This window comes from Nitrospirota bacterium, assembly GCA_020851375.1.
In the GTDB taxonomy this organism is placed as follows: domain Bacteria; phylum Nitrospirota; class 9FT-COMBO-42-15; order HDB-SIOI813; family HDB-SIOI813; genus RBG-16-43-11.
This window is the reverse complement of the sequence record JADZCV010000047.1, coordinates 1-17,513: the sequence shown is the minus strand read 5'-3', so window position 1 is coordinate 17,513 and position 17,513 is coordinate 1. Positions and strand designations below refer to the sequence as shown.

The following is a 17,513-nucleotide window of genomic DNA, read 5'->3' as shown; positions in this document are numbered from 1 at the left end:
CGTAAGAGAGGTGCTTTTTCTTTAGCAGCAAAAAACAGGCCAAAAAAAAAGCCTCCGCGGAATTCATCCGGGAGGCTTTTTGTGAACAATTCTGACAAGACGACTTAATACATATCACCCATGCCGCCGCCTGCAGGCATGCGCGGCATCTTTTCCTTTTCTTCCGGAATCTCTGAGACCATTACCTCAGTGGTCAGCATAAGTGACGCAACGCTCGAGGCATGAAGCAGGGCTACTCTTGTAACCTTGGTCGGATCTATAATCCCGGCCTTTAACATATCAACATACTCCTCTTTAGAGGCATCAAAACCAAAGGTCCCTTTTTCACGCTTTACACGCTCAACAACAACAGAACCCTCAAGCCCGGCATTATTTACAATCTGTCTGATAGGCTCTTCCAGAGACCTGCGTATAATATTAACGCCTATCTTCTGATCACCATCAAGCTTCAGCTTATCAAGAGCTGAAACACTACGGAGGAGTGCAACCCCGCCGCCAGGTACAATACCTTCTTCCACAGCAGCCTTGGTTGCGTGCAGTGCATCTTCCACCCTGGCCTTTTTCTCCTTCATCTCAGTCTCAGTGGATGCCCCGACATTGATTACAGCAACACCGCCGACTAATTTTGCGAGACGCTCCTGCAATTTTTCCCTGTCATAATCAGAAGTGGTTTCTTCAACCTGCGTCTTGATCTGCTTTACACGACCCTGAATCTTGTCGTGTGAGCCGGCGCCCTCAACTATAGTGGTATTATCCTTATCAATGGTAACGCGTTTTGCACGTCCAAGATCTGTAATCTTTACGTTTTCCAGCTTAAGCCCGATGTCTTCTGATATTACCTGACCGCCTGTAAGGATAGCTATATCCTCCAGCATGGCCTTCCTTCTGTCGCCAAACCCCGGAGCCTTCACTGCTGAACAGTTTAATGTGCCTCTGAGTTTATTTACCACCAATGTTGCAAGGGCCTCGCCTTCAATATCCTCGGATATAATCAACAAAGGTCTGCCCATTTTTGCAATCTGTTCAAGAACCGGAAGGAGGTCCTTCATGGAATTGATCTTCTTCTCATAGATAAGAATCAGAACATCTTCAAGAACGGCCTCCATTCTATCATGATCGGTCACAAAATATGGAGATATATATCCCCTGTCAAACTGCATCCCCTCTACAACATCGAGAGAAGTCGCCATTGTCTTGGCCTCTTCAACAGTAATTACACCATCTTTTCCAACCTTCTCCATAGCCTCTGCAATCAATTCACCAATAGTATTATCGTTGTTGGCCGATATCGTACCGATCTGTGCAATCTCTGAACGGTCCTGACAAGGCTTGCTCATCTTTTTGATCTCTTCAACCACGACCTCAACAGCCTTATCAATACCACGCTTAATCTCCATGGAGTTTGCACCGGCTGAAACATTCTTGGCGCCTTCCCTGAAAATAGCCTGTGCTAAAACAGTTGCAGTTGTTGTTCCATCACCGGCAACATCACTGGTCTTGCTTGCAACTTCCTTGACAAGCTGCGCCCCCATATTCTCCCAGGAATCCTTAAGCTCGATCTCTTTTGCGACAGTAACACCATCCTTAGTAATTGCCGGGGCACCAAATTTCTTATCAAGCAGCGCATTACGCCCCTTCGGACCAAGGGTCACCTTTACTGCATCAGCCAATTGATTAACACCCTTAAGAATGGCTGCCCTTGCGTCATCACCGTACATTATCTGTTTAGGCATTCAACATCCCTCCTTTTATTTTTTTGTATTTTTACTAACCTTCCAGTATTCCCAGAATATCTTCTTCCTTTATAATCAGATACTCAGTGCCATCAATGTTGGTCTTGGATCCGGAATACTTGTCAAAAAGTATCGTATTCCCGACTTTCACCTCTTTTACCTCGCTCCCGACGGCCTCGACCTTGCCCTTCTGCGGCTTCTCCTTGGCAGTCTCAGGTAAATAAATCCCGCCGGCTGTCTTTTCACCCTCCTCCGCATAACTGACAAATACACGGTCCTTTAAGGGCCGGAACTTCAGATTGATTTTTGTTGCTCCTGACATTTTATCGCCTCCTTTCTTAGTTAAATGGTTATTTTAGTCTCCCTGTCAATGATACTTTGACAAGGTTGATATATAATCACTTTTTAACGAACGGCAAGTCCTGGAGAGAGGATTAACTGCGAAGACTCAGGTAGTCTCTTTCTTACCGGTATCTTTTCCTGTATTAATCAATTCCAATATGGCCATCTCAGCAGAATCACCCAGTCTTCTTCTGGTTCTGATAATCCTTGTATAACCACCTGTCCTGTCAAGAAAACGGGGGGACAGCGAATCAAATAGCCTGGTCACTACCGACTCACTCCTGATGTAGGAAAGGGCCTGTCTTCTGTCATGCAGGCTTCCCCTCTTGCCTATGGTAATCATCTTCTCAACGATTGGCCTGACAGTCTTTGCCTTTACAAGCGTGGTCTCTATCCTGCCATGCTCCAGTGCCGCAGTTACAAGATTTCTTAATAATGATCTTCTGTGTTTTGTATCCCTGCTTAATTGTTTTCCGGCTTTTTTGTGTCTCATATCTTTTGTCCTTCATCATTTTTTACCATGCTGTCGATATCCATGCCAAATGACAGCCCCATGCCAATCAAAAGCTCTTTGATCTCATTGAGTGATTTCCTGCCGAAGTTTTTTGTCTCAAGCATTTCGTTTTCTGTTTTTTTGACGAGGTCAGCAAGGGTGTAGATGTTTGCATTCTTGAGGCAATTGGCAGACCTTACAGATAACTCAAGTTCCTCCACACTCCTGTAAAGGTTCCTGGCAAGATCAGACTTCTTCCCTTCTACAGTAGTCTCCTCTTTTGCTGCCTGCAGGGTAGTTGCATTTGATTCATTATCTGCATCGGACTCGTCATTATCACCCTCTGCAAATATGTTCAGATTGTCTTTAAGGATTCTTGCGGCATGATTAATGGCCTCATCAGGCCTTATACTTCCATCAGTCCACACTTCCAGGATAAGGCGGTCATAGTCAGTCTGTTTCCCCACACGCGCATTTTCAATCCGGACATTGACCCGCTGAACAGGCGAAAAAATTGAATCAACAGGTATTACACCTATTGGAAGCCCTTCCTCCTTATTTCGCTCCGATGTAATGTAACCTCTTCCGGGTTTAACCGTCATCTCCATGTCAAGCGCCGCATCCTTCTCTATCGTGGCTATCACGAGATCAGGCGTCAGTATTTCCACATCAGCATCATGAATAATATCCCGTCCCAGAGCTGTACCGGCACCCTTTTTTTGGAGGTAAATCGTCTTGGGTTTATCAGTGTACATCTTCAGCCTGAGATTTTTTAAGGTCAGTATTATGTCAGTTACATCTTCTTTTACCCCTGGTATGGCAGAAAACTCGTGCAGAACTGTATTTATCTTAACAGATGTTACTGCAGCACCGACTATTGAGGACACGAGCACTCTTCTCAGCGAATTTCCAATTGTAACACCATATCCCCTTTCAAATGGTTCAGCATAAAATTCACCATATGTCGGTGTCAGTGTATCGCTGTTTACTTCTAATTTCTTTGGAATCTGAAAGTCTTTAGTCCTTATTATCATTAGCTCCCCCTGAATAATATTATCTTATATCAGTCCCTTCGCTACGCTCAGGGTAAATACAACCTGTCTCATGCGGTCGTATTTACTTAGAGTAGAGCTCTACAATCAACTGCTCACTTATAGGCAGGAGAATCTCTTCTCGTGCCGGAAGTCCGGTAACACGCGCCCTGAAATTCTCTCCCTCTACACCCAGCCATGAAGGGATAGTTTTATTCCCAAGGTTAGTAATGGCGTCTTTTAATCTGACGTCCTCACGGCTCTTCTCCCTTATCTCTATAATGTCACCTTCCTTAATGAGGTATGACGGCAGATTGACCTTCCTTCCATTTACAAGAAAATGTCCATGCCTTACCAATTGCCTCGCCTCATTGCGTGATTCGGCAAACCCTGCCCTGAATACCGTATTATCAAGTCTTCTCTCAAGCATCTGCAACAGCAATTCACCTGTAACACCTTTGCTTTTGGATGCCTTTTCAAAGAATCCCCTGAATTGTGTCTCCAGAAGACCGTATACGCGCTTCACCTTCTGTTTTTCCCTCAACTGAATAGAATAGTTGGTCGCCTTTGAACCTCTTTGTCCCTTCTGACCATGCAATCCGGGAGGATAACCTCTCCTCTCAAATGCACACTTTTCCGTCATGCATCTGTTTCCCTTGAAAAACAGCTTCATCCCTTCTCTTCTGCATAACCTGCAGACAGGCCCTATATATCTTGCCAACTAAGTCTCCCTCCTACACCCTTCTACGCTTTGGCGGTCTGCAGCCATTATGTGGAATAGGTGTAACATCTTTAATTGCATTAATCTTTAACCCTGCAGCCTGAAGAGCCCTTATTGCTGATTCCCTTCCTGCGCCTGGACCTGTAACCAGTACCTCAACATGCCGGAGTCCATGTTCCATGCCCTTCCTGGCAGCTGCCTCCGCTGCCTTCTGGGCAGCAAATGGTGTACTCTTTCTTGACCCCTTAAATCCTTCTGATCCGGCGCTGCACCATACAATAACATTTCCGCCAACATCCGTAATAGTAACTATCGTATTGTTGAAAGATGCCTGAATATGGGCAACTCCGGTTTGAATATTCTTTTTTTCCTTTTTCTTCGGTGTCTTCTTCGCCATTTCTATAGCCTCACTTTGTTTCCTTCTTCTTTGTACCTATTGTACGGCGTGGTCCCTTTCTCGTTCTCGCATTTGTCCTCGTTCTCTGACCACGCAGAGGAAGTGCCCTTCTATGACGAGTTCCCCTGTAACTCCCGATATCAATAAGCCTCTTGATGTTCATTGCAATCTTACGCCTTAGGTCACCCTCGACCGTAAAATTCTTGTCTATCTCGTCCCTGATCTTAACTACTTCCTCCTCAGTAAGGTCTTTGACCTTTTTATTCAAATCAACATTTGCCGCAGCAAGTATCCTTCTTGATGCGTTCCGGCCAATGCCATATATGTAAGTAAGGCCTACCTCCACTCTTTTAACACCCGGTAAATCCACACCTTCTATTCTTGCCAATTTATAATCCCCTCTTTATTAAAGCCGGCTTCCCGCGGCTTCAGATGATTGCTTTTTATCCCTGCCTCTGATTATGTCTTGGGTTAGAACAAATAATCCTCAACGTCCCTCTTCGTCTTATAATTTTGCACTTAATGCACATCTTTTTTATGGATGATCTGACTTTCATTACTAAAGCTCCTCTCTCCTCAGCTACTTAAAGCGATATACAATTCTCCCTCTTGTCAGGTCATATGGTGACAGCTCTATCGTTACCTTATCGCCAGGCAGTATTTTTATAAAATGCATCCTCATCTTGCCTGACACATGTGCCAGCACTTTATGTCCGTTGTCCAATGTTACTTTAAACATTGCATTAGGCAGTGTCTCCACTATTGTACCCTGCACCTCAATTGAATCTTCTTTTGCCATCTCTCTGATCTAAGGAAATATTATTTTAATCCCGAATCTGAAACATTATAGCATACTCAAAATTTCATGGCCATCCTCTGTAATCGCCACAGTATGTTCAAAATGGGCTGAACGGCTTTTATCCTTTGTAACTGCTGTCCAGCCATTATCCAGTATATTTAATTCACAGCCGCCCGCGTTAACCATTGGCTCTATGGCCAGTACCATCCCGACCTTCAACCTGGGCCCCCTGCCCCTCTCACCGTAGTTAGGTACCGGCGGATCTTCGTGCAGAGAACTCCCGATCCCATGCCCGACAAATTCCCTTACTACAGAGTAACCCGCTCCCTCAACAAAATCCTGAATGGTACAGGAGATATCAGACACCCTGTTACCTGCAACTGCAACATCTAATGCCTTGTACAGCGACTCTTCAGTTACCTCCAGAAGCCGCTTGCTTTCACTGTCTATTCCGTTAACCGGCACAGTAACCGCAGCATCACCGTAATAACCGTCAAGCAAAACCCCGATATCAATGCTGACGATATCGCCGTCTTTTAAACATCTGTAAGATGGTATCCCATGTACGATCTCATCATTTACAGATATACACGTCGCGCTCGGATAACCCCTGTATCCTTTAAATGCCGGTTTAGCGCCATTTTTAACAATATACTCTTCTGCTATCCTGTCTAATTCCCCAGTTGTGATCCCCGCACTAACCCTTTTCTTTACCTCTTCAAGCGCCCGGGCAACTATTATACAGGATGCCCTGATCTTTTCAATCTCCTTCCGGGACTTTATAATTATCATATTTTAAATCACGGAACAGATTAAATCAAATACACCTGCTATATCACCATTAGCATCTATACTCTTCAGATATCCGCGCCCTTTATAATACGAAATAAGCGGTGCCGTACTTTCCCTGTACACCTTCATCCTGTTCCGTACAGTCTCTTCCATATCATCTTTTCTCTGAACAAGCCTGCCGCCGCAGTTGTCACAAATGCCGTCTTTCCCGGGCATGTTAAAGTAAATATTAAACGTTTTCTGACAGCCCTCACAGCTTCTTCTTCCGCTGATCCTTTTTATGACCTCTTCTTCCCTGACTTCGAGACTAAGGACATGGTCAATCCCTGAATTGATGCTGCTCAACACCTTATCCAATGCACCAGCCTGCTGGAGAGTCCTTGGAAATCCATCAAGTATCCAGCCTGCAGCACAGTCACTCATCTTAAGCCTCTCTTCCACAATTCCAATAACAACCTCATCAGGCACGAGACTGCCGCTGTCCATATATGATCGGGCTTTCAAACCAAGTTCAGTTCCCTGCTGTATGGCGCCTCGAAGCATATCCCCGGTAGATATCTGCGGAATACCGTATTTCTCTGCAAGCTTCCATGCCTGCGTACCCTTGCCAACACCAGGAGGTCCTAACAATATAAATCTCATTTCAGATTCTCCGTTTACCAGGACCCCTTACTCTTGACCCGCCCTTTTCTCAGAAACCCTTCATAATTCCTGCTTATCATATGAGTCTCAATCTGCTGTGCGGTATCCATTGCAACGACTATTACTATCAGCACGGATGTGCCGCCAAAGTAAAAAGGGACATTTGCATACCTGACGAGCAGCTCTGGCAGTATGGATACAGCTGTCAGATAGATAGCACCAACAAGCGTCAGCCTTGACATGACTCTGTAGATATAATCAGATGTCCTCTGCCCGGGTCTTATGCCAGGAATAAAACCACCGTACTTTTTCATGTTATCTGCCATGTCAACGGGATTTAAAACAACGGCTGTATAAAAATAACAAAAGAATATTATAAGCACGGCATAAAGAAATGTGTACAGAAAAGAACCGGGGGCAAACTGATTGGCTATTGAATTAACCCACGGAACTGTAATAAATCCTGCAACCATTGCAGGAAAAGCAATAAGTGACGATGCGAAAATAGGCGGTATAACACCTGCTGTGTTCAGTTTAAGCGGTATATGGGTGCTCTGGCCTCCATATACCTTTCTCCCGACAACTCTTTTAGCATACTGTACCGGTATCTTCCTCTTTGCACTCTCAATATATACAACACCGGCAGTAACAACCAATATCATGACTCCAACAAGTATCAGCAGCATTGTGCCGATCTGGCCAGCATCGTACAGCCTGAAGGTATTAATCGCCGCTTTGGGAATATTGGCAATAATACCTGCAAAGATAATGATTGATATGCCGTTTCCAATACCGCGTTCATTAATTTGCTCACCGAGCCACATGACAAAAATAGTTCCTGTAGTTAGTGTCAGCACAGTCATAATACGGAACGACCAGCCCGGGGACGTAACGAACATCCCATTTTGCATTCCTTCAATACCGACCGCAATTCCAAATGACTGAATTACACTGATCAGAACAGTCAAATATCTTGTATATTGCGTAATTGTACGCCGTCCGCTCTCTCCTTCCTTGGCAAGGTTTGCCAGTGTAGGAATGACTACAGTAAGCAGTTGCAGAATGATTGATGCCGAAATATACGGCATAATACCAAGTGCAAATATCGAAAGTTTTGAGAGGGCGCCACCTGAGAATATATCAAAAAATCCCATCAGTGCTCCGCCTTTTTCCTGCAGAAACTTACTTAATGCAGAGCCATCAATACCAGGGGTAGGCGTGTGAGCACCAAGACGGTATATAGCGAGTAGTCCGAATGTAAAGAGGATTCTGCTCCTGAGCTCTTCAATTTTTAAGACATTTTTAATACTATTGACGATTCTTTCAAACACTTAAATTACCTCTGCAGTTCCACCGGCGCTCTGGATCATCTCAATAGCCTTCCTGCTGAATTTATTGGCCTTTACCAGCAGCGGCTTGTTTATCTCTCCGCGGCTGAGGATTTTTATGGCATCTGCAGATCTTTTAACTATACCCTTTCCAGAAAGGGTATCCGGAGTAACGGTTTCACCAGCCTTAAAATACTTATCAAGAGTATCAAGATTAACCACATCATATTTTATCTTAAAGGGATTCTTAAACCCCCTTTTGATCAGTCTCCTCTGAAGCGGCATCTGACCGCCTTCAAAACCAGGCCCCTTCCCCCCACCGGAACGGGCAAGCTGTCCCTTGTGTCCCTTTGCAGAAGTCTTGCCATGGCCTGAACCGGGCCCCCTGCCAACAATCTTGCGTTTCTTTTTAGCACCCTTTGCAGGTCCTAATTCATTAAGCTTCATCGGCCCCCTCCACCACCTCTACAAGATGCCTGATCTTCCAGACCATACCTCTTGTTTCAGGTGTATCGTCCCGCATAACAGTGTGCCCTATTCGCCTTAAACCCAATCCTTTAATAACTAACCTTTGTTTTACAGGAGTCCCTATCCCGCTCCTGACCTGCCTTATCGCAATCTTTTTCATTATATTCTCCGGAAATTCAGAGGTTATTTAATCAGATCAGCATGCACTCTCTGATTTAGTCTCGCGCATTTTCAGCACATCTTCAGGTATACGTAATGATTTCAAACCCTCTATAGTTGCACGTACCACATTAAAAGGATTGCCACTGCCAAGGGACTTGCACAATACGTTTTGCACTCCTGCGACCTCCATCATTGCCCTGACAGCCCCTCCTGCAATTATCCCTGTACCTGATGAGGCAGGTCTGATGACCACAGACTCGGCGCCGAAACGTCCGATTATTTCATGCGGTACAGTTGCATTAGATAAAGGAAATTTTACAAGATTCTTTTTGGCATGCTCCATTGCCTTGCGTATAGCTTCCGGGACTTCGGAAGCCTTGCCCTTGCCAAATCCCACGCAACCATTCTCGTCGCCTATCACAACGAGTGCGCTGAAGCTGAATCTCCTCCCGCCTTTAACCACTTTGGCAACTCTGTTTATGTAAACAACCTTATCTTTTAAAGTAAGTTCGTCCGCATTAATCTTCTTCAAGACCCCCCCCTAACAAATACAGTGCATTAAAATTCCAGTCCGCCTTCTCTGGCGCCTTCTGCCAGGGACTTAATATTACCATGATACCTGTAGCCGCTGCGATCAAAGACAACCGCTTTTATACCGCGCTCCACTGCCCGTTTTCCTATCAACAGGCCAACCTTCTTTGAGAGTTCACAATTTACATTGCCACTTCGCAGCGCTTCCTCTATGGAGGATGCGCTAACAAGGGTGTGACCTTTCATGTCATCAATCAGCTGGGCATAGATAAAGCGGTTACTCTTGTATACGCTCAGCCTTGGCCTCTCCTCTGTTCCGCTGATCTTTTTCCTGACCCTGTTATGCCTCTTCTCCCTTGAATCTGCTTTAGACAACTTAATCCTCCCTATTTCTTACCGGTCTTCCCGGCTTTTCTAAGTATGCGTTCACTCTTATATTTAATACCCTTGCCCTTATAAGGTTCTGGCATGCGCATTCCACGTATATTTGCGGCAACCTGCCCCAGCAACTCCTTATCAGACCCCTTAAGTGTAATTACAGTCTGTTTGTCAATAGTGGCATCTATGCCTGCAGGAAGCGGAAAAGTAACCTGATGAGAGTAACCCAAATTCAGCATGATATTCCTGCCCTGCAGCGCTGATTTATAACCAACACCGCTAATTTCAAGCACCTTCTCATATCCATTGGTTACACCTTCTATCATATTGGATATAAGTGTCCGTGTAAGTCCGTGAAGAGATCTGTAGTGTTTTTCATTGCCGCAAGCGGCAACTGAGATATTACCGTCATCCTTCGAAATATTCACGTCTCCTGAGAATGCCTTTTGTAAATTTCCCTTTGGCCCCTTAACAGACACTATATTACTTTCTATCCTGACTTCCACCCCTTTGGGGATTACTATAGGTTTCTTGCCAATCCTTGACACGTTATTTACCCCTTGATATTGTTACCAGACATAACACAACAGTTCACCGCCAACCTCGTCTCTCCGTGCTTCCCTGTCTGACAGAAGCCCTCTGGATGTCGAAAGTATGGCAACTCCGATCCCGCCCACAACGCGCGGAATCTCATCTTTGCCCACATAAACCCTGCACCCCGGTTTACTGACCCGCTTAATACCAGTAAGTACCGGAATGTCATTCCTGCTATACTTCAAATGAACAGAGATCTTCCTGTCTATTCCATCTCCGTCAACACTATAACCCGAAACAAAACCACTTTCCTTGAGAATCCTTGCCATCTCAAGTTTCAGTTTGGACAATGGTATTTCAACCACAGAATGCTTTTGGTTACTCGCATTTCTTATTCTTGTCAGCATGTCTGCTATAGGATCTGTCATTACCATAATTTAATCGCTCCTTCTACCAGCTCGACTTGATTACTCCCGGAATTTCACCCAGGAGGCTGTGAGACCTGAAACATATACGGCACATCTGAAATTTCCGTAAAAATGCCCTCGCCCGCCCGCACAACGGACACCTGTTATACTTTCGAACCTTAAACCTGGGTTCCAGTTTTGATTTTGCTATCAGAGACTTCTTTGCCACATTCCCTCCATCAGTTACTTTAATTTCTGAACGGCATACCCATCATCTTCAATAAAGCCTTACCCTCATTGTCATTTACTGCGCTTGTAACTATTGTAATGTCAAAGCCATGTACGAATGTTACAGACTCATACTTAATTTCAGGGAAGATGATCTGCTCTTTTAAACCAAGGGTATAATTTCCCTGCCCATCAAATGCATTTCCGTTAATCCCCCTGAAGTCCCTTATCCTGGGTAATGCAATGCTGATTAATCTGTCAAGAAACTCGTACATCCTGTCGCCCCTGAGGGTAACCTTGCAACCTATAGGCATCCCGGCGCGAAGCTTGAAAGTCGCTATAGCCTTCTTTGACTTCCTGACAAGTGGCTGCTGTCCGCAAATCTGTTTCAGTTCTTCAACTACCCCATCCAGCAATTTAACATTCTGAACAGCCTCACCAATACCTGCATTGATTATAATCTTTTCAATATGAGGCGCCTGAACGGGATTTTCGTAAGAAAACTCCTGAATCAGTGCGAGAACAACCTCCTTTTGATATTTTTCCTTTAATCTTGGCTGACTCTTTTTTGCTTCACCTTTTCCCATAATGTACCTTTATTCAACAAAAAAAGTTAACTAATCTATTATCTCCCTGCACTTCTTACAATAACGCATCTTCTTATCATCACCTGCCTGCATTCCTACCCTTGTAGCCTTGCTGCATTTTGGACAAACCATGGATACGTTGGATATATGCAACGGTCCTTCCCGTTCAAGTATGCCGCCCTCTTTGATCTTTTGTGAAGGCTTCATATGTTTTTTTATCATATTGAGCTTCTCGACGAGCACAAATCTGCTCCCCTTTGATGACAACACCCTGAGGACCTTGCCCCTCTTGCCTTTTTCTTTTCCATAAATGGCCTCAACTGTGTCACCTTTCCTGATTCTTAACTGCATCAGACCACCTCCGGAGCAAGAGAAATAATTTTCATGAATTTCTTCCACCTTAGCTCTCTGGCCACGGGGCCGAAGATTCTAGTGCCTACCGGTTCGCCCTGGGCATTGATAAGAACCGCAGCATTCTTGTCAAATCTGATATAAGAACCATCGTCACGGCGAAGGCTGTCTACTGACCTTACAACTACAGCCTTGGCAACCTGGCCTTTCTTTGCAGTTCCATCCGGGATCGCCTCTTTAACACTTACAACGATGACATCGCCGATGCCGGCATACCTTTTATTGGATCCGCCCATTACCCTTACACACATAACCTTCTTTGCACCTGAGTTATCCGCGACTTCTAATATTGTCCTTGGCTGAATCATGTTAGTTCCTATTCCCCTGCCTGACTGCTTTCAAGTATGTCAATAACTGCCCAATGCTTATCTTTGCTTATAGGCCTTGTCTCAATAATCTTTACCTTATCGCCTGTGTGACACTTGTTATCTTCATCATGTGCCTTGAATTTCATCCGCCTTTTAACTATCTTTCCATATGTCGGGTGCCTGTACAGATTTTCAACAAGCACGGTCACCGTCTTGTTCATCCTGTCACTTATCACCCGGCCCACGAATTCTTTCCGCCTCTTTACAGCCATTACCCCTCCGCCTTCCTCTGCTGAACCACAGTCTTAAGCCTCGCAATTTCCTTCCTTACGTTTCTGATGCGCATTGGATTCTCAAGACTTCCGCCAACAGCCTGCTGGAATCTAAGATTAAACATCTCTCTTTTCAATTCTGTCTCACGTCCTGCGAGCTCCTCCAGGGTGGCGCCGAGCATCTCTTTCAGTTTCATATGACCTCCCCGCCTCTTTCAATAAATTTAGTCGCTACAGGCAGCTTATGTGACGCAAGCCTCAATGCCTCTTTGGCAATCTCTTTTGTAACACCATCCATCTCATATAATATGCGCCCGGGAAGCACGACTGCAACCCATCCTTCAACAGGCCCCTTGCCTTTTCCCATCCTCGTCTCAGCCGGCTTCTTGGTTACAGGCTTATCGGGAAATATCCTTATCCATACCCTTCCGCCGCGCTTGACGTGCCTTGTTATAGCAATACGGGCAGCCTCTATCTGCCTTGCCGTAATAAGCCCAGGCTCCAGAGTCTTAAGGCCAAATGTTCCAAAACTAAGGTCAGCCCCTCTCGTCGCCTTGCCGTTAGTGCGTCCCTTGTGACGCTTCCTGTGTTTTATCTTCTTAGGCGCTAACACCTGCTATATCCTCCCTGTCAGAAAGTACCTCTCCCTTGTAGATCCATACCTTAATGCCAATCTGCCCATATGTAGTCTTTGCCTCTGCAAATCCATAATCAATGTCAGCCCTGAGGGTGTGCAGTGGTACCTGACCTTCACGGTACCATTCTGTCCTCGCAATCTCTGAGCCGGCAAGACGGCCTGAACATTGTATCTTTATCCCCTGCGCACCAAACCTCATGGCAGAAGCAACGCTCTTTTTCATTGCCCTTCTGAAGGCAATCCTCTTCACCAGTTGCGATGCGATATTTTCTGCAACAAGCTGTGAGTCAATCTCCGGTTTCTTTATCTCAAGTATATTTACAAAGACCTGCTTGCCAGTAAGCGCCTCCAGGTCCTTTTTCAACTTTTCAACCTCAGCCCCTTTTCTTCCTATAATGATTCCGGGCCTGGCCGTATGAATATTAACCTTTGCAGTCTGGGTAGAACGTTCAATGCCTATAGTGGAAACACCTGCGTGAGCCAGCTTACTCTTGACAAGTCTTCTCACCTTAAGGTCCTCATGCAGTAATGCAGCATACCCGCGCTCTGCATACCACCTGGATTGCCATGACTTAATATATCCCAATCTGAACCCAACCGGATGAACCTTCTGTCCCAAGCTGACCCCCTCCCTTACTTAATACGTTTTATTAATGCCTTTTTACTGCCTCTTTAGGAGACAACACTACAGTTATATGACTCATATGACGCTTTCTGCTCATGCCACGCCCCATTGGTCCTGCCTTAAACCTCTTTAGCGCCGGTCCATGGTCCACATATGCGCTGCTAATGATCAGGTCATCCACATCTCCGATGTTTTTTTGCTTCGCATTTGCTATAGCAGATTTGAGCACCTTATCTATCGTAAATGACGCATGCTGCGGCAGGAACTTGAGAATATTCAGCGCCTCACCGACATCTTTGCCGCGGACAAGATTCATAACGCGCCTTGCCTTCCTTGGCGCCACCCTTGCATATCTTAATATAGCCTTCGCTTCCATATAGTTTACGACTCCCCTGTCTTATAACCCTGTTATTTTAATGCAGTAGATTTCTCTGTCTTGGCGCCGGAGTGCGCCTTAAACGTCCTCGTGGGGGAAAATTCTCCAAGCTTGTGACCGATCATATTCTCAGTTACATAGACAGGAATAAATTTCTTTCCGTTGTGCACAGCTATAGTATGGCCTATCATTTCAGGGATTATAGTTGACCTTCTTGACCATGTCTTGATTATCTTCTTCTCACCTGCCTGATTCATCACCTCAATCTTTTTTGAAAGATGAGAGTCTATAAAAGGTCCTTTTTTGATGGAACGTGCCATTTACCTTACTTCCTCCGCTTTATAATCAATTTACCAGTAGTCTTATTCCTGCGCGTCTTATAACCCTTGGTCGGTTTGCCCCACGGGGTACACGGATGCCTTCCCCCTGATGTCTTACCCTCGCCTCCACCATGAGGATGATCCACAGGGTTCATTGCAACACCTCTCACATGAGGCCTCTTTCCAAGCCAACGTGACCTGCCGGCCTTTCCTATGGAAACATTAAAATGCTCAACATTTCCGACCTGACCAAGCGTTGCCATACACCTCGAATTAACCATCCTTATCTCACCGGACCCCATTCTGATTGTCGCGTAATCACCATCCCTGGCCATCAACTGAACTGCTGCACCTGCACTTCTTGCCAGTCTTGCACCCCTGCCAGGCATCAACTCCACATTATGAACAACCGTACCCAGCGGTATATTTGCCAGAGGAAGGGCATTTCCCACCCTGATCTCGCTGTCCGGACCAGAGCTTACGAGATCGCCCACCCTCAAACCTTCCGGAGCAATGATGTATCTCTTTTCTCCGTCTGTGTAATGCAATAAAGCGATCCGGGCAGTCCTGTTCGGATCATATTCAATAGCAGCAACCTTTGCCGGGACTGCTGTCTTGTCCCGTTTAAAGTCAATCTGACGATAAAGCTTTCTATGACCGCCCCCCTTATGATCAGCGGTGATATGACCGTTATTATTCCTGCCACCATGCTGCTGCTTTGATGATACAAGCGATTTCTCAGGCTTTGACCTGGTTATCTCATCAAATGTAAGACTTGTCTTTCCCCTTACTCCTGGAGATGTTGGTTTAAATTTTTTCAGCCCCATAACTTACGCGCCCTCAAATATTTCGAGTTTTTCCCCTTTTTTCAGGGTTACAATTGCCTTTTTCCTTCCGGGCCGGACACCCTCAAACTTGCCAAGCCGCTTCTTTTTCCCATGCACACTGATCAGGTTTATTTTCTCAACCTTTACTTTAAGCAATTCTTCAACCGCTTGCTTTACCTGTATTTTATTCGCCCTGGCATTCACAACAAACAGCACCTTATTCATCTCCTCACGAAGCACTGTACTGCGCTCCGTAATAATCGGATAGCATATTATATCATGGATATCAATATTCACGACCACACCTCAGCCACTTTCTCAATACAATCCTTCGTGATAATAAGGTTCTTGAATTTTAAAAGATCGTAGACATTAATTTGCTCAACATCAATAACAGCAACTCCAGCTACATTGCGCCCACCCCTGTATAGAGCCTCATTCCCGGCATCACATACAATCAGGGTGCTGTCTGATACATTCAGCCTGCGCAAAAGTGATACGACCTCCCTGGTCTTTCCATCCTTGATGCCAAAAGAATCAATTACTACAAGATTATTATCCTTTAGTTTTGATGAAAGGGCACTGAACAACGCAAGCCTGCCCTTCTTCCTTGGCATGCTATAGGAGTAGTCACGCTGATGCGGACCAAACACAATACCACCGCTCCTCCAGACAGGAGATCTTGAAGAACCGGATCTGGCCCTGCCTGACCCCTTTTGCTTCCATGGCTTTTTCCCGCCGCCGCTGACATCAGCCCTTGTCTTGGTCTCATGAGTCCCCTGCCGCTGATTATTTAATGACAGCGTCACTGCTTCATGAAGGAGCGCCCTGTTTACAGGAATACCAAATATCTTATCATCAAGACTTACATTACCAACCACATTATTGTTCAGATCCACTACCGGCACTTGCATCTTATCACCCACACTCACTTTTCTGATTATTTACCCGCCTTGACGGCCTTCTTTACGTATACGAGCGATCCCTTGCTTCCGGGAATAGCCCCCCTTATTAAAAGCAGGTTATCTTCTTTTCGCACGCCAACAACCTCAAGATTCTGCACCGTACGCCTCTTGTTCCCCATGTGCCCCGGAAGCCTTTTGTTCTTTCTGACCCTTGATGGATAAGCACTGCTTCCGATTGATCCAGGAGCCCTGTGAAACATAGATCCATGAGTTGCCGGGCCGCCTGCAAATTTATGCCTCTTTACAACCCCCTGAAAACCCTTGCCCTTGGTGACTCCGCTTACATCCACCACATCACCTTCCTGAAATATCTCCACTGTAAGCTCCTGCCCTGGGGTCAGCGCAGACATATCACCGCCAAATTCAGTTATATATCTTGAAGGCGTCACCTTGTTTTTCCTGAAATGCCCCAGGACCGCTTTTGTCAAATGCTTCTCTTTGGCATCTTTGAAGGACACCTGAGCAGACTCATAACCATCCTTTTCAACAGTCTTCTTTCTTATTACCCTGCATGGTCCGGCTTCAACCACTGTCACGGGTATTACGCGGCCATCTGCTGAAAATATCTGCGTCATACCATGTTTTATTCCAATCAATCCATTAATCATTTTGAGTTCTGTCTTTCTTAGTTCATGCTGACCAGATATCAGCCAATTATTATAATTTTATCTCCACATCAACGCCTGCAGATATATCCAGCTTCATCAATGCATCCGCTGTCTCAGGAGTAGGTTCATAAATGTCAATAAGCCTCTTATGCGTCCGCATTTCAAATTGCTCTCTCGACTTTTTGTCTACATGAGGCGATCTGAGAACTGTAAACTTGTTTATGCTCGTAGGGAGGGGGATCGGACCTGATACCCTGGCTCCTGTCCTCTTCGCTGTATCTACGATCTCAGCCGCAGACTGATCAAGCAGTTTATAATCATACCCCTTTAACCGTATCCTAATCTTCTGACCCATTGCCATTTTAAGTTCCTTTAAGAATAGACTGAAGGTGAGGAAGGTAGAAGACTGAAGGAAGAAGGTACATTACCCTTCAGTCTTCAGCCTTCCTAACCTTCAGCCTTCTTTCTACTCAATTACCTTTGTTATAACCCCTGCGCCCACTGTCTTGCCGCCCTCACGCACTGCAAACCTCAACCCCTCGGACATCGCTATTGGCGTTATCAAATCACCTTCCACCGTTATATTGTCCC

The 17,513-nt window shown here is 45.4% G+C and carries 34 protein-coding genes; all 34 read right to left on the bottom strand.

The annotated features are described in order from the left end of the window. Positions 1-104 precede the first annotated feature (104 nt). Positions 105-1,733, bottom strand: a complete 1,629-nt coding sequence (gene groL, locus IT393_11490; GenBank protein MCC7203267.1) for a chaperonin GroEL — start codon at positions 1,731-1,733, stop codon at positions 105-107. Between the two features lie 34 nt (positions 1,734-1,767). Continuing rightward, positions 1,768-2,055 (bottom strand): co-chaperone GroES, encoded by a 288-nt coding sequence (locus IT393_11485; protein MCC7203266.1) that lies wholly within the window; start codon positions 2,053-2,055, stop codon positions 1,768-1,770. Positions 2,056-2,181: 126 nt separating this feature from the next. After that, entirely contained in the window at positions 2,182-2,568 is a 387-nt protein-coding gene (gene rplQ / locus IT393_11480) for a 50S ribosomal protein L17 (protein MCC7203265.1), read from the bottom strand. Next, positions 2,565-3,602, bottom strand: coding sequence for a DNA-directed RNA polymerase subunit alpha (locus tag IT393_11475; protein ID MCC7203264.1), 1,038 nt, complete (start codon positions 3,600-3,602; stop codon positions 2,565-2,567). Before IT393_11475 ends, rplQ begins: the two co-directional genes overlap by 4 nt. An 82-nt stretch (positions 3,603-3,684) precedes the next feature. Further along, complete coding sequence (rpsD, locus tag IT393_11470) at positions 3,685-4,320, bottom strand: 30S ribosomal protein S4 (protein MCC7203263.1); 636 nt, start codon at positions 4,318-4,320, stop codon at positions 3,685-3,687. Positions 4,321-4,333: 13 nt separating this feature from the next. Further along, complete coding sequence (rpsK, locus tag IT393_11465) at positions 4,334-4,717, bottom strand: 30S ribosomal protein S11 (protein MCC7203262.1); 384 nt, start codon at positions 4,715-4,717, stop codon at positions 4,334-4,336. 10 nt (positions 4,718-4,727) lie between these two features. Continuing rightward, the gene (gene rpsM / locus IT393_11460; GenBank protein MCC7203261.1) at positions 4,728-5,105 is read right to left on the bottom strand and encodes a 30S ribosomal protein S13; all 378 of its coding nucleotides are present in this window, start codon (positions 5,103-5,105) and stop codon (positions 4,728-4,730) included. Positions 5,106-5,160: 55 nt separating this feature from the next. Continuing rightward, entirely contained in the window at positions 5,161-5,274 is a 114-nt protein-coding gene (gene rpmJ / locus IT393_11455; GenBank protein ID MCC7203260.1) for a 50S ribosomal protein L36, read from the bottom strand. Positions 5,275-5,297: 23 nt separating this feature from the next. Beyond that, on the bottom strand, positions 5,298-5,516 hold the full coding sequence (gene infA, locus IT393_11450; protein MCC7203259.1) for a translation initiation factor IF-1: 219 nt from the start codon (positions 5,514-5,516) through the stop codon (positions 5,298-5,300). Positions 5,517-5,561: 45 nt separating this feature from the next. After that, positions 5,562-6,308, bottom strand: coding sequence for a type I methionyl aminopeptidase (gene map / locus IT393_11445; GenBank protein ID MCC7203258.1), 747 nt, complete (start codon positions 6,306-6,308; stop codon positions 5,562-5,564). Positions 6,309-6,311: 3 nt separating this feature from the next. Further along, entirely contained in the window at positions 6,312-6,950 is a 639-nt protein-coding gene (locus IT393_11440; GenBank protein MCC7203257.1) for an adenylate kinase, read from the bottom strand. Between the two features lie 14 nt (positions 6,951-6,964). Further along, positions 6,965-8,281 carry a preprotein translocase subunit SecY gene (secY, locus tag IT393_11435; protein ID MCC7203256.1) on the bottom strand — a complete coding sequence of 439 codons (1,317 nt, stop codon included), beginning with the start codon at positions 8,279-8,281 and terminating at the stop codon, positions 6,965-6,967. Further along, positions 8,282-8,725, bottom strand: coding sequence for a 50S ribosomal protein L15 (gene rplO / locus IT393_11430; GenBank protein ID MCC7203255.1), 444 nt, complete (start codon positions 8,723-8,725; stop codon positions 8,282-8,284). Beyond that, positions 8,715-8,906: a 50S ribosomal protein L30 gene (gene rpmD / locus IT393_11425; protein MCC7203254.1), complete on the bottom strand. Its 192-nt coding sequence runs from the start codon at positions 8,904-8,906 to the stop codon at positions 8,715-8,717. The genes rplO and rpmD overlap by 11 nt, the downstream gene beginning before the upstream one ends. Before the next feature lie 36 nt (positions 8,907-8,942). Beyond that, complete coding sequence (gene rpsE / locus IT393_11420; protein MCC7203253.1) at positions 8,943-9,440, bottom strand: 30S ribosomal protein S5; 498 nt, start codon at positions 9,438-9,440, stop codon at positions 8,943-8,945. Between the two features lie 26 nt (positions 9,441-9,466). Beyond that, positions 9,467-9,820 carry a 50S ribosomal protein L18 gene (gene rplR / locus IT393_11415; protein ID MCC7203252.1) on the bottom strand — a complete coding sequence of 118 codons (354 nt, stop codon included), beginning with the start codon at positions 9,818-9,820 and terminating at the stop codon, positions 9,467-9,469. Between the two features lie 5 nt (positions 9,821-9,825). Beyond that, a complete protein-coding gene (gene rplF, locus IT393_11410; protein MCC7203251.1) occupies positions 9,826-10,365 on the bottom strand; it encodes a 50S ribosomal protein L6 in 540 nt (179 codons plus the stop codon). Positions 10,366-10,386: 21 nt separating this feature from the next. Then, positions 10,387-10,785, bottom strand: coding sequence for a 30S ribosomal protein S8 (gene rpsH, locus IT393_11405; protein MCC7203250.1), 399 nt, complete (start codon positions 10,783-10,785; stop codon positions 10,387-10,389). 16 nt (positions 10,786-10,801) lie between these two features. Further along, complete coding sequence (locus IT393_11400) at positions 10,802-10,987, bottom strand: type Z 30S ribosomal protein S14 (GenBank protein ID MCC7203249.1); 186 nt, start codon at positions 10,985-10,987, stop codon at positions 10,802-10,804. 19 nt (positions 10,988-11,006) lie between these two features. Then, positions 11,007-11,573 carry a 50S ribosomal protein L5 gene (rplE, locus tag IT393_11395; protein MCC7203248.1) on the bottom strand — a complete coding sequence of 189 codons (567 nt, stop codon included), beginning with the start codon at positions 11,571-11,573 and terminating at the stop codon, positions 11,007-11,009. A 30-nt stretch (positions 11,574-11,603) separates the two neighbouring features. Next, on the bottom strand, positions 11,604-11,924 hold the full coding sequence (locus tag IT393_11390) for a 50S ribosomal protein L24 (protein MCC7203247.1): 321 nt from the start codon (positions 11,922-11,924) through the stop codon (positions 11,604-11,606). Beyond that, complete coding sequence (gene rplN, locus IT393_11385; GenBank protein MCC7203246.1) at positions 11,924-12,292, bottom strand: 50S ribosomal protein L14; 369 nt, start codon at positions 12,290-12,292, stop codon at positions 11,924-11,926. The genes IT393_11390 and rplN overlap by 1 nt, the downstream gene beginning before the upstream one ends. Before the next feature lie 8 nt (positions 12,293-12,300). After that, complete coding sequence (rpsQ, locus tag IT393_11380; protein ID MCC7203245.1) at positions 12,301-12,564, bottom strand: 30S ribosomal protein S17; 264 nt, start codon at positions 12,562-12,564, stop codon at positions 12,301-12,303. Further along, the gene (rpmC, locus tag IT393_11375; protein MCC7203244.1) at positions 12,564-12,761 is read right to left on the bottom strand and encodes a 50S ribosomal protein L29; all 198 of its coding nucleotides are present in this window, start codon (positions 12,759-12,761) and stop codon (positions 12,564-12,566) included. The genes rpsQ and rpmC overlap by 1 nt, the downstream gene beginning before the upstream one ends. Beyond that, entirely contained in the window at positions 12,758-13,177 is a 420-nt protein-coding gene (gene rplP, locus IT393_11370) for a 50S ribosomal protein L16 (protein ID MCC7203243.1), read from the bottom strand. The genes rpmC and rplP overlap by 4 nt, the downstream gene beginning before the upstream one ends. Then, positions 13,164-13,820 carry a 30S ribosomal protein S3 gene (gene rpsC / locus IT393_11365; protein MCC7203242.1) on the bottom strand — a complete coding sequence of 219 codons (657 nt, stop codon included), beginning with the start codon at positions 13,818-13,820 and terminating at the stop codon, positions 13,164-13,166. Before rpsC ends, rplP begins: the two co-directional genes overlap by 14 nt. Positions 13,821-13,851: 31 nt before the next feature. Continuing rightward, positions 13,852-14,202, bottom strand: coding sequence for a 50S ribosomal protein L22 (rplV, locus tag IT393_11360; GenBank protein MCC7203241.1), 351 nt, complete (start codon positions 14,200-14,202; stop codon positions 13,852-13,854). 32 nt (positions 14,203-14,234) lie between these two features. Then, the gene (rpsS, locus tag IT393_11355; protein MCC7203240.1) at positions 14,235-14,522 is read right to left on the bottom strand and encodes a 30S ribosomal protein S19; all 288 of its coding nucleotides are present in this window, start codon (positions 14,520-14,522) and stop codon (positions 14,235-14,237) included. 5 nt (positions 14,523-14,527) lie between these two features. Next, positions 14,528-15,349 carry a 50S ribosomal protein L2 gene (gene rplB, locus IT393_11350; GenBank protein ID MCC7203239.1) on the bottom strand — a complete coding sequence of 274 codons (822 nt, stop codon included), beginning with the start codon at positions 15,347-15,349 and terminating at the stop codon, positions 14,528-14,530. Positions 15,350-15,352: 3 nt separating this feature from the next. Beyond that, positions 15,353-15,640, bottom strand: coding sequence for a 50S ribosomal protein L23 (gene rplW / locus IT393_11345; GenBank protein ID MCC7203238.1), 288 nt, complete (start codon positions 15,638-15,640; stop codon positions 15,353-15,355). Positions 15,641-15,642: 2 nt separating this feature from the next. After that, positions 15,643-16,263 carry a 50S ribosomal protein L4 gene (rplD, locus tag IT393_11340; protein ID MCC7203237.1) on the bottom strand — a complete coding sequence of 207 codons (621 nt, stop codon included), beginning with the start codon at positions 16,261-16,263 and terminating at the stop codon, positions 15,643-15,645. A 26-nt stretch (positions 16,264-16,289) separates the two neighbouring features. Beyond that, on the bottom strand, positions 16,290-16,922 hold the full coding sequence (gene rplC / locus IT393_11335) for a 50S ribosomal protein L3 (GenBank protein MCC7203236.1): 633 nt from the start codon (positions 16,920-16,922) through the stop codon (positions 16,290-16,292). A gap of 49 nt (positions 16,923-16,971) precedes the next feature. Continuing rightward, entirely contained in the window at positions 16,972-17,283 is a 312-nt protein-coding gene (rpsJ, locus tag IT393_11330) for a 30S ribosomal protein S10 (protein MCC7203235.1), read from the bottom strand. A 105-nt stretch (positions 17,284-17,388) separates the two neighbouring features. Further along, on the bottom strand, positions 17,389-17,513 hold a 125-nt coding region (gene tuf, locus IT393_11325; GenBank protein MCC7203234.1), incomplete at its 5' end, for an elongation factor Tu.

What these genes read in the sequence shown, in the direction of transcription:
- rpsQ (MCC7203245.1), bottom strand. Translation starts at nt 12,564, where the DNA reads ATGGCTGTAAAGAGGCGGAAAGAATTCGTGGGCCGGGTGATAAGTGAC.
- rpmJ (MCC7203260.1), bottom strand. Translation starts at nt 5,274, where the DNA reads ATGAAAGTCAGATCATCCATAAAAAAGATGTGCATTAAGTGCAAAATT.
- groL (MCC7203267.1), bottom strand. Translation starts at nt 1,733, where the DNA reads ATGCCTAAACAGATAATGTACGGTGATGACGCAAGGGCAGCCATTCTT.
- rplV (MCC7203241.1), bottom strand. Translation starts at nt 14,202, where the DNA reads ATGGAAGCGAAGGCTATATTAAGATATGCAAGGGTGGCGCCAAGGAAG.
- IT393_11440 (MCC7203257.1), bottom strand. Translation starts at nt 6,950, where the DNA reads ATGAGATTTATATTGTTAGGACCTCCTGGTGTTGGCAAGGGTACGCAG.
- rplQ (MCC7203265.1), bottom strand. Translation starts at nt 2,568, where the DNA reads ATGAGACACAAAAAAGCCGGAAAACAATTAAGCAGGGATACAAAACAC.
- rpsS (MCC7203240.1), bottom strand. Translation starts at nt 14,522, where the DNA reads ATGGCACGTTCCATCAAAAAAGGACCTTTTATAGACTCTCATCTTTCA.
- infA (MCC7203259.1), bottom strand. Translation starts at nt 5,516, where the DNA reads ATGGCAAAAGAAGATTCAATTGAGGTGCAGGGTACAATAGTGGAGACA.
- rpsJ (MCC7203235.1), bottom strand. Translation starts at nt 17,283, where the DNA reads ATGGCAATGGGTCAGAAGATTAGGATACGGTTAAAGGGGTATGATTAT.
- map (MCC7203258.1), bottom strand. Translation starts at nt 6,308, where the DNA reads ATGATAATTATAAAGTCCCGGAAGGAGATTGAAAAGATCAGGGCATCC.
- rpsK (MCC7203262.1), bottom strand. Translation starts at nt 4,717, where the DNA reads ATGGCGAAGAAGACACCGAAGAAAAAGGAAAAAAAGAATATTCAAACC.
- rplB (MCC7203239.1), bottom strand. Translation starts at nt 15,349, where the DNA reads ATGGGGCTGAAAAAATTTAAACCAACATCTCCAGGAGTAAGGGGAAAG.
- rplC (MCC7203236.1), bottom strand. Translation starts at nt 16,922, where the DNA reads ATGATTAATGGATTGATTGGAATAAAACATGGTATGACGCAGATATTT.
- IT393_11485 (MCC7203266.1), bottom strand. Translation starts at nt 2,055, where the DNA reads ATGTCAGGAGCAACAAAAATCAATCTGAAGTTCCGGCCCTTAAAGGAC.
- rplO (MCC7203255.1), bottom strand. Translation starts at nt 8,725, where the DNA reads ATGAAGCTTAATGAATTAGGACCTGCAAAGGGTGCTAAAAAGAAACGC.
- rplN (MCC7203246.1), bottom strand. Translation starts at nt 12,292, where the DNA reads ATGATTCAGCCAAGGACAATATTAGAAGTCGCGGATAACTCAGGTGCA.
- IT393_11390 (MCC7203247.1), bottom strand. Translation starts at nt 11,924, where the DNA reads ATGCAGTTAAGAATCAGGAAAGGTGACACAGTTGAGGCCATTTATGGA.
- rpmD (MCC7203254.1), bottom strand. Translation starts at nt 8,906, where the DNA reads ATGAAAAAGATTGCGATAAGGCAGGTCAGGAGCGGGATAGGGACTCCT.
- rplD (MCC7203237.1), bottom strand. Translation starts at nt 16,263, where the DNA reads ATGCAAGTGCCGGTAGTGGATCTGAACAATAATGTGGTTGGTAATGTA.
- rpmC (MCC7203244.1), bottom strand. Translation starts at nt 12,761, where the DNA reads ATGAAACTGAAAGAGATGCTCGGCGCCACCCTGGAGGAGCTCGCAGGA.
- rplE (MCC7203248.1), bottom strand. Translation starts at nt 11,573, where the DNA reads ATGGGAAAAGGTGAAGCAAAAAAGAGTCAGCCAAGATTAAAGGAAAAA.
- IT393_11475 (MCC7203264.1), bottom strand. Translation starts at nt 3,602, where the DNA reads ATGATAATAAGGACTAAAGACTTTCAGATTCCAAAGAAATTAGAAGTA.
- rpsH (MCC7203250.1), bottom strand. Translation starts at nt 10,785, where the DNA reads ATGGTAATGACAGATCCTATAGCAGACATGCTGACAAGAATAAGAAAT.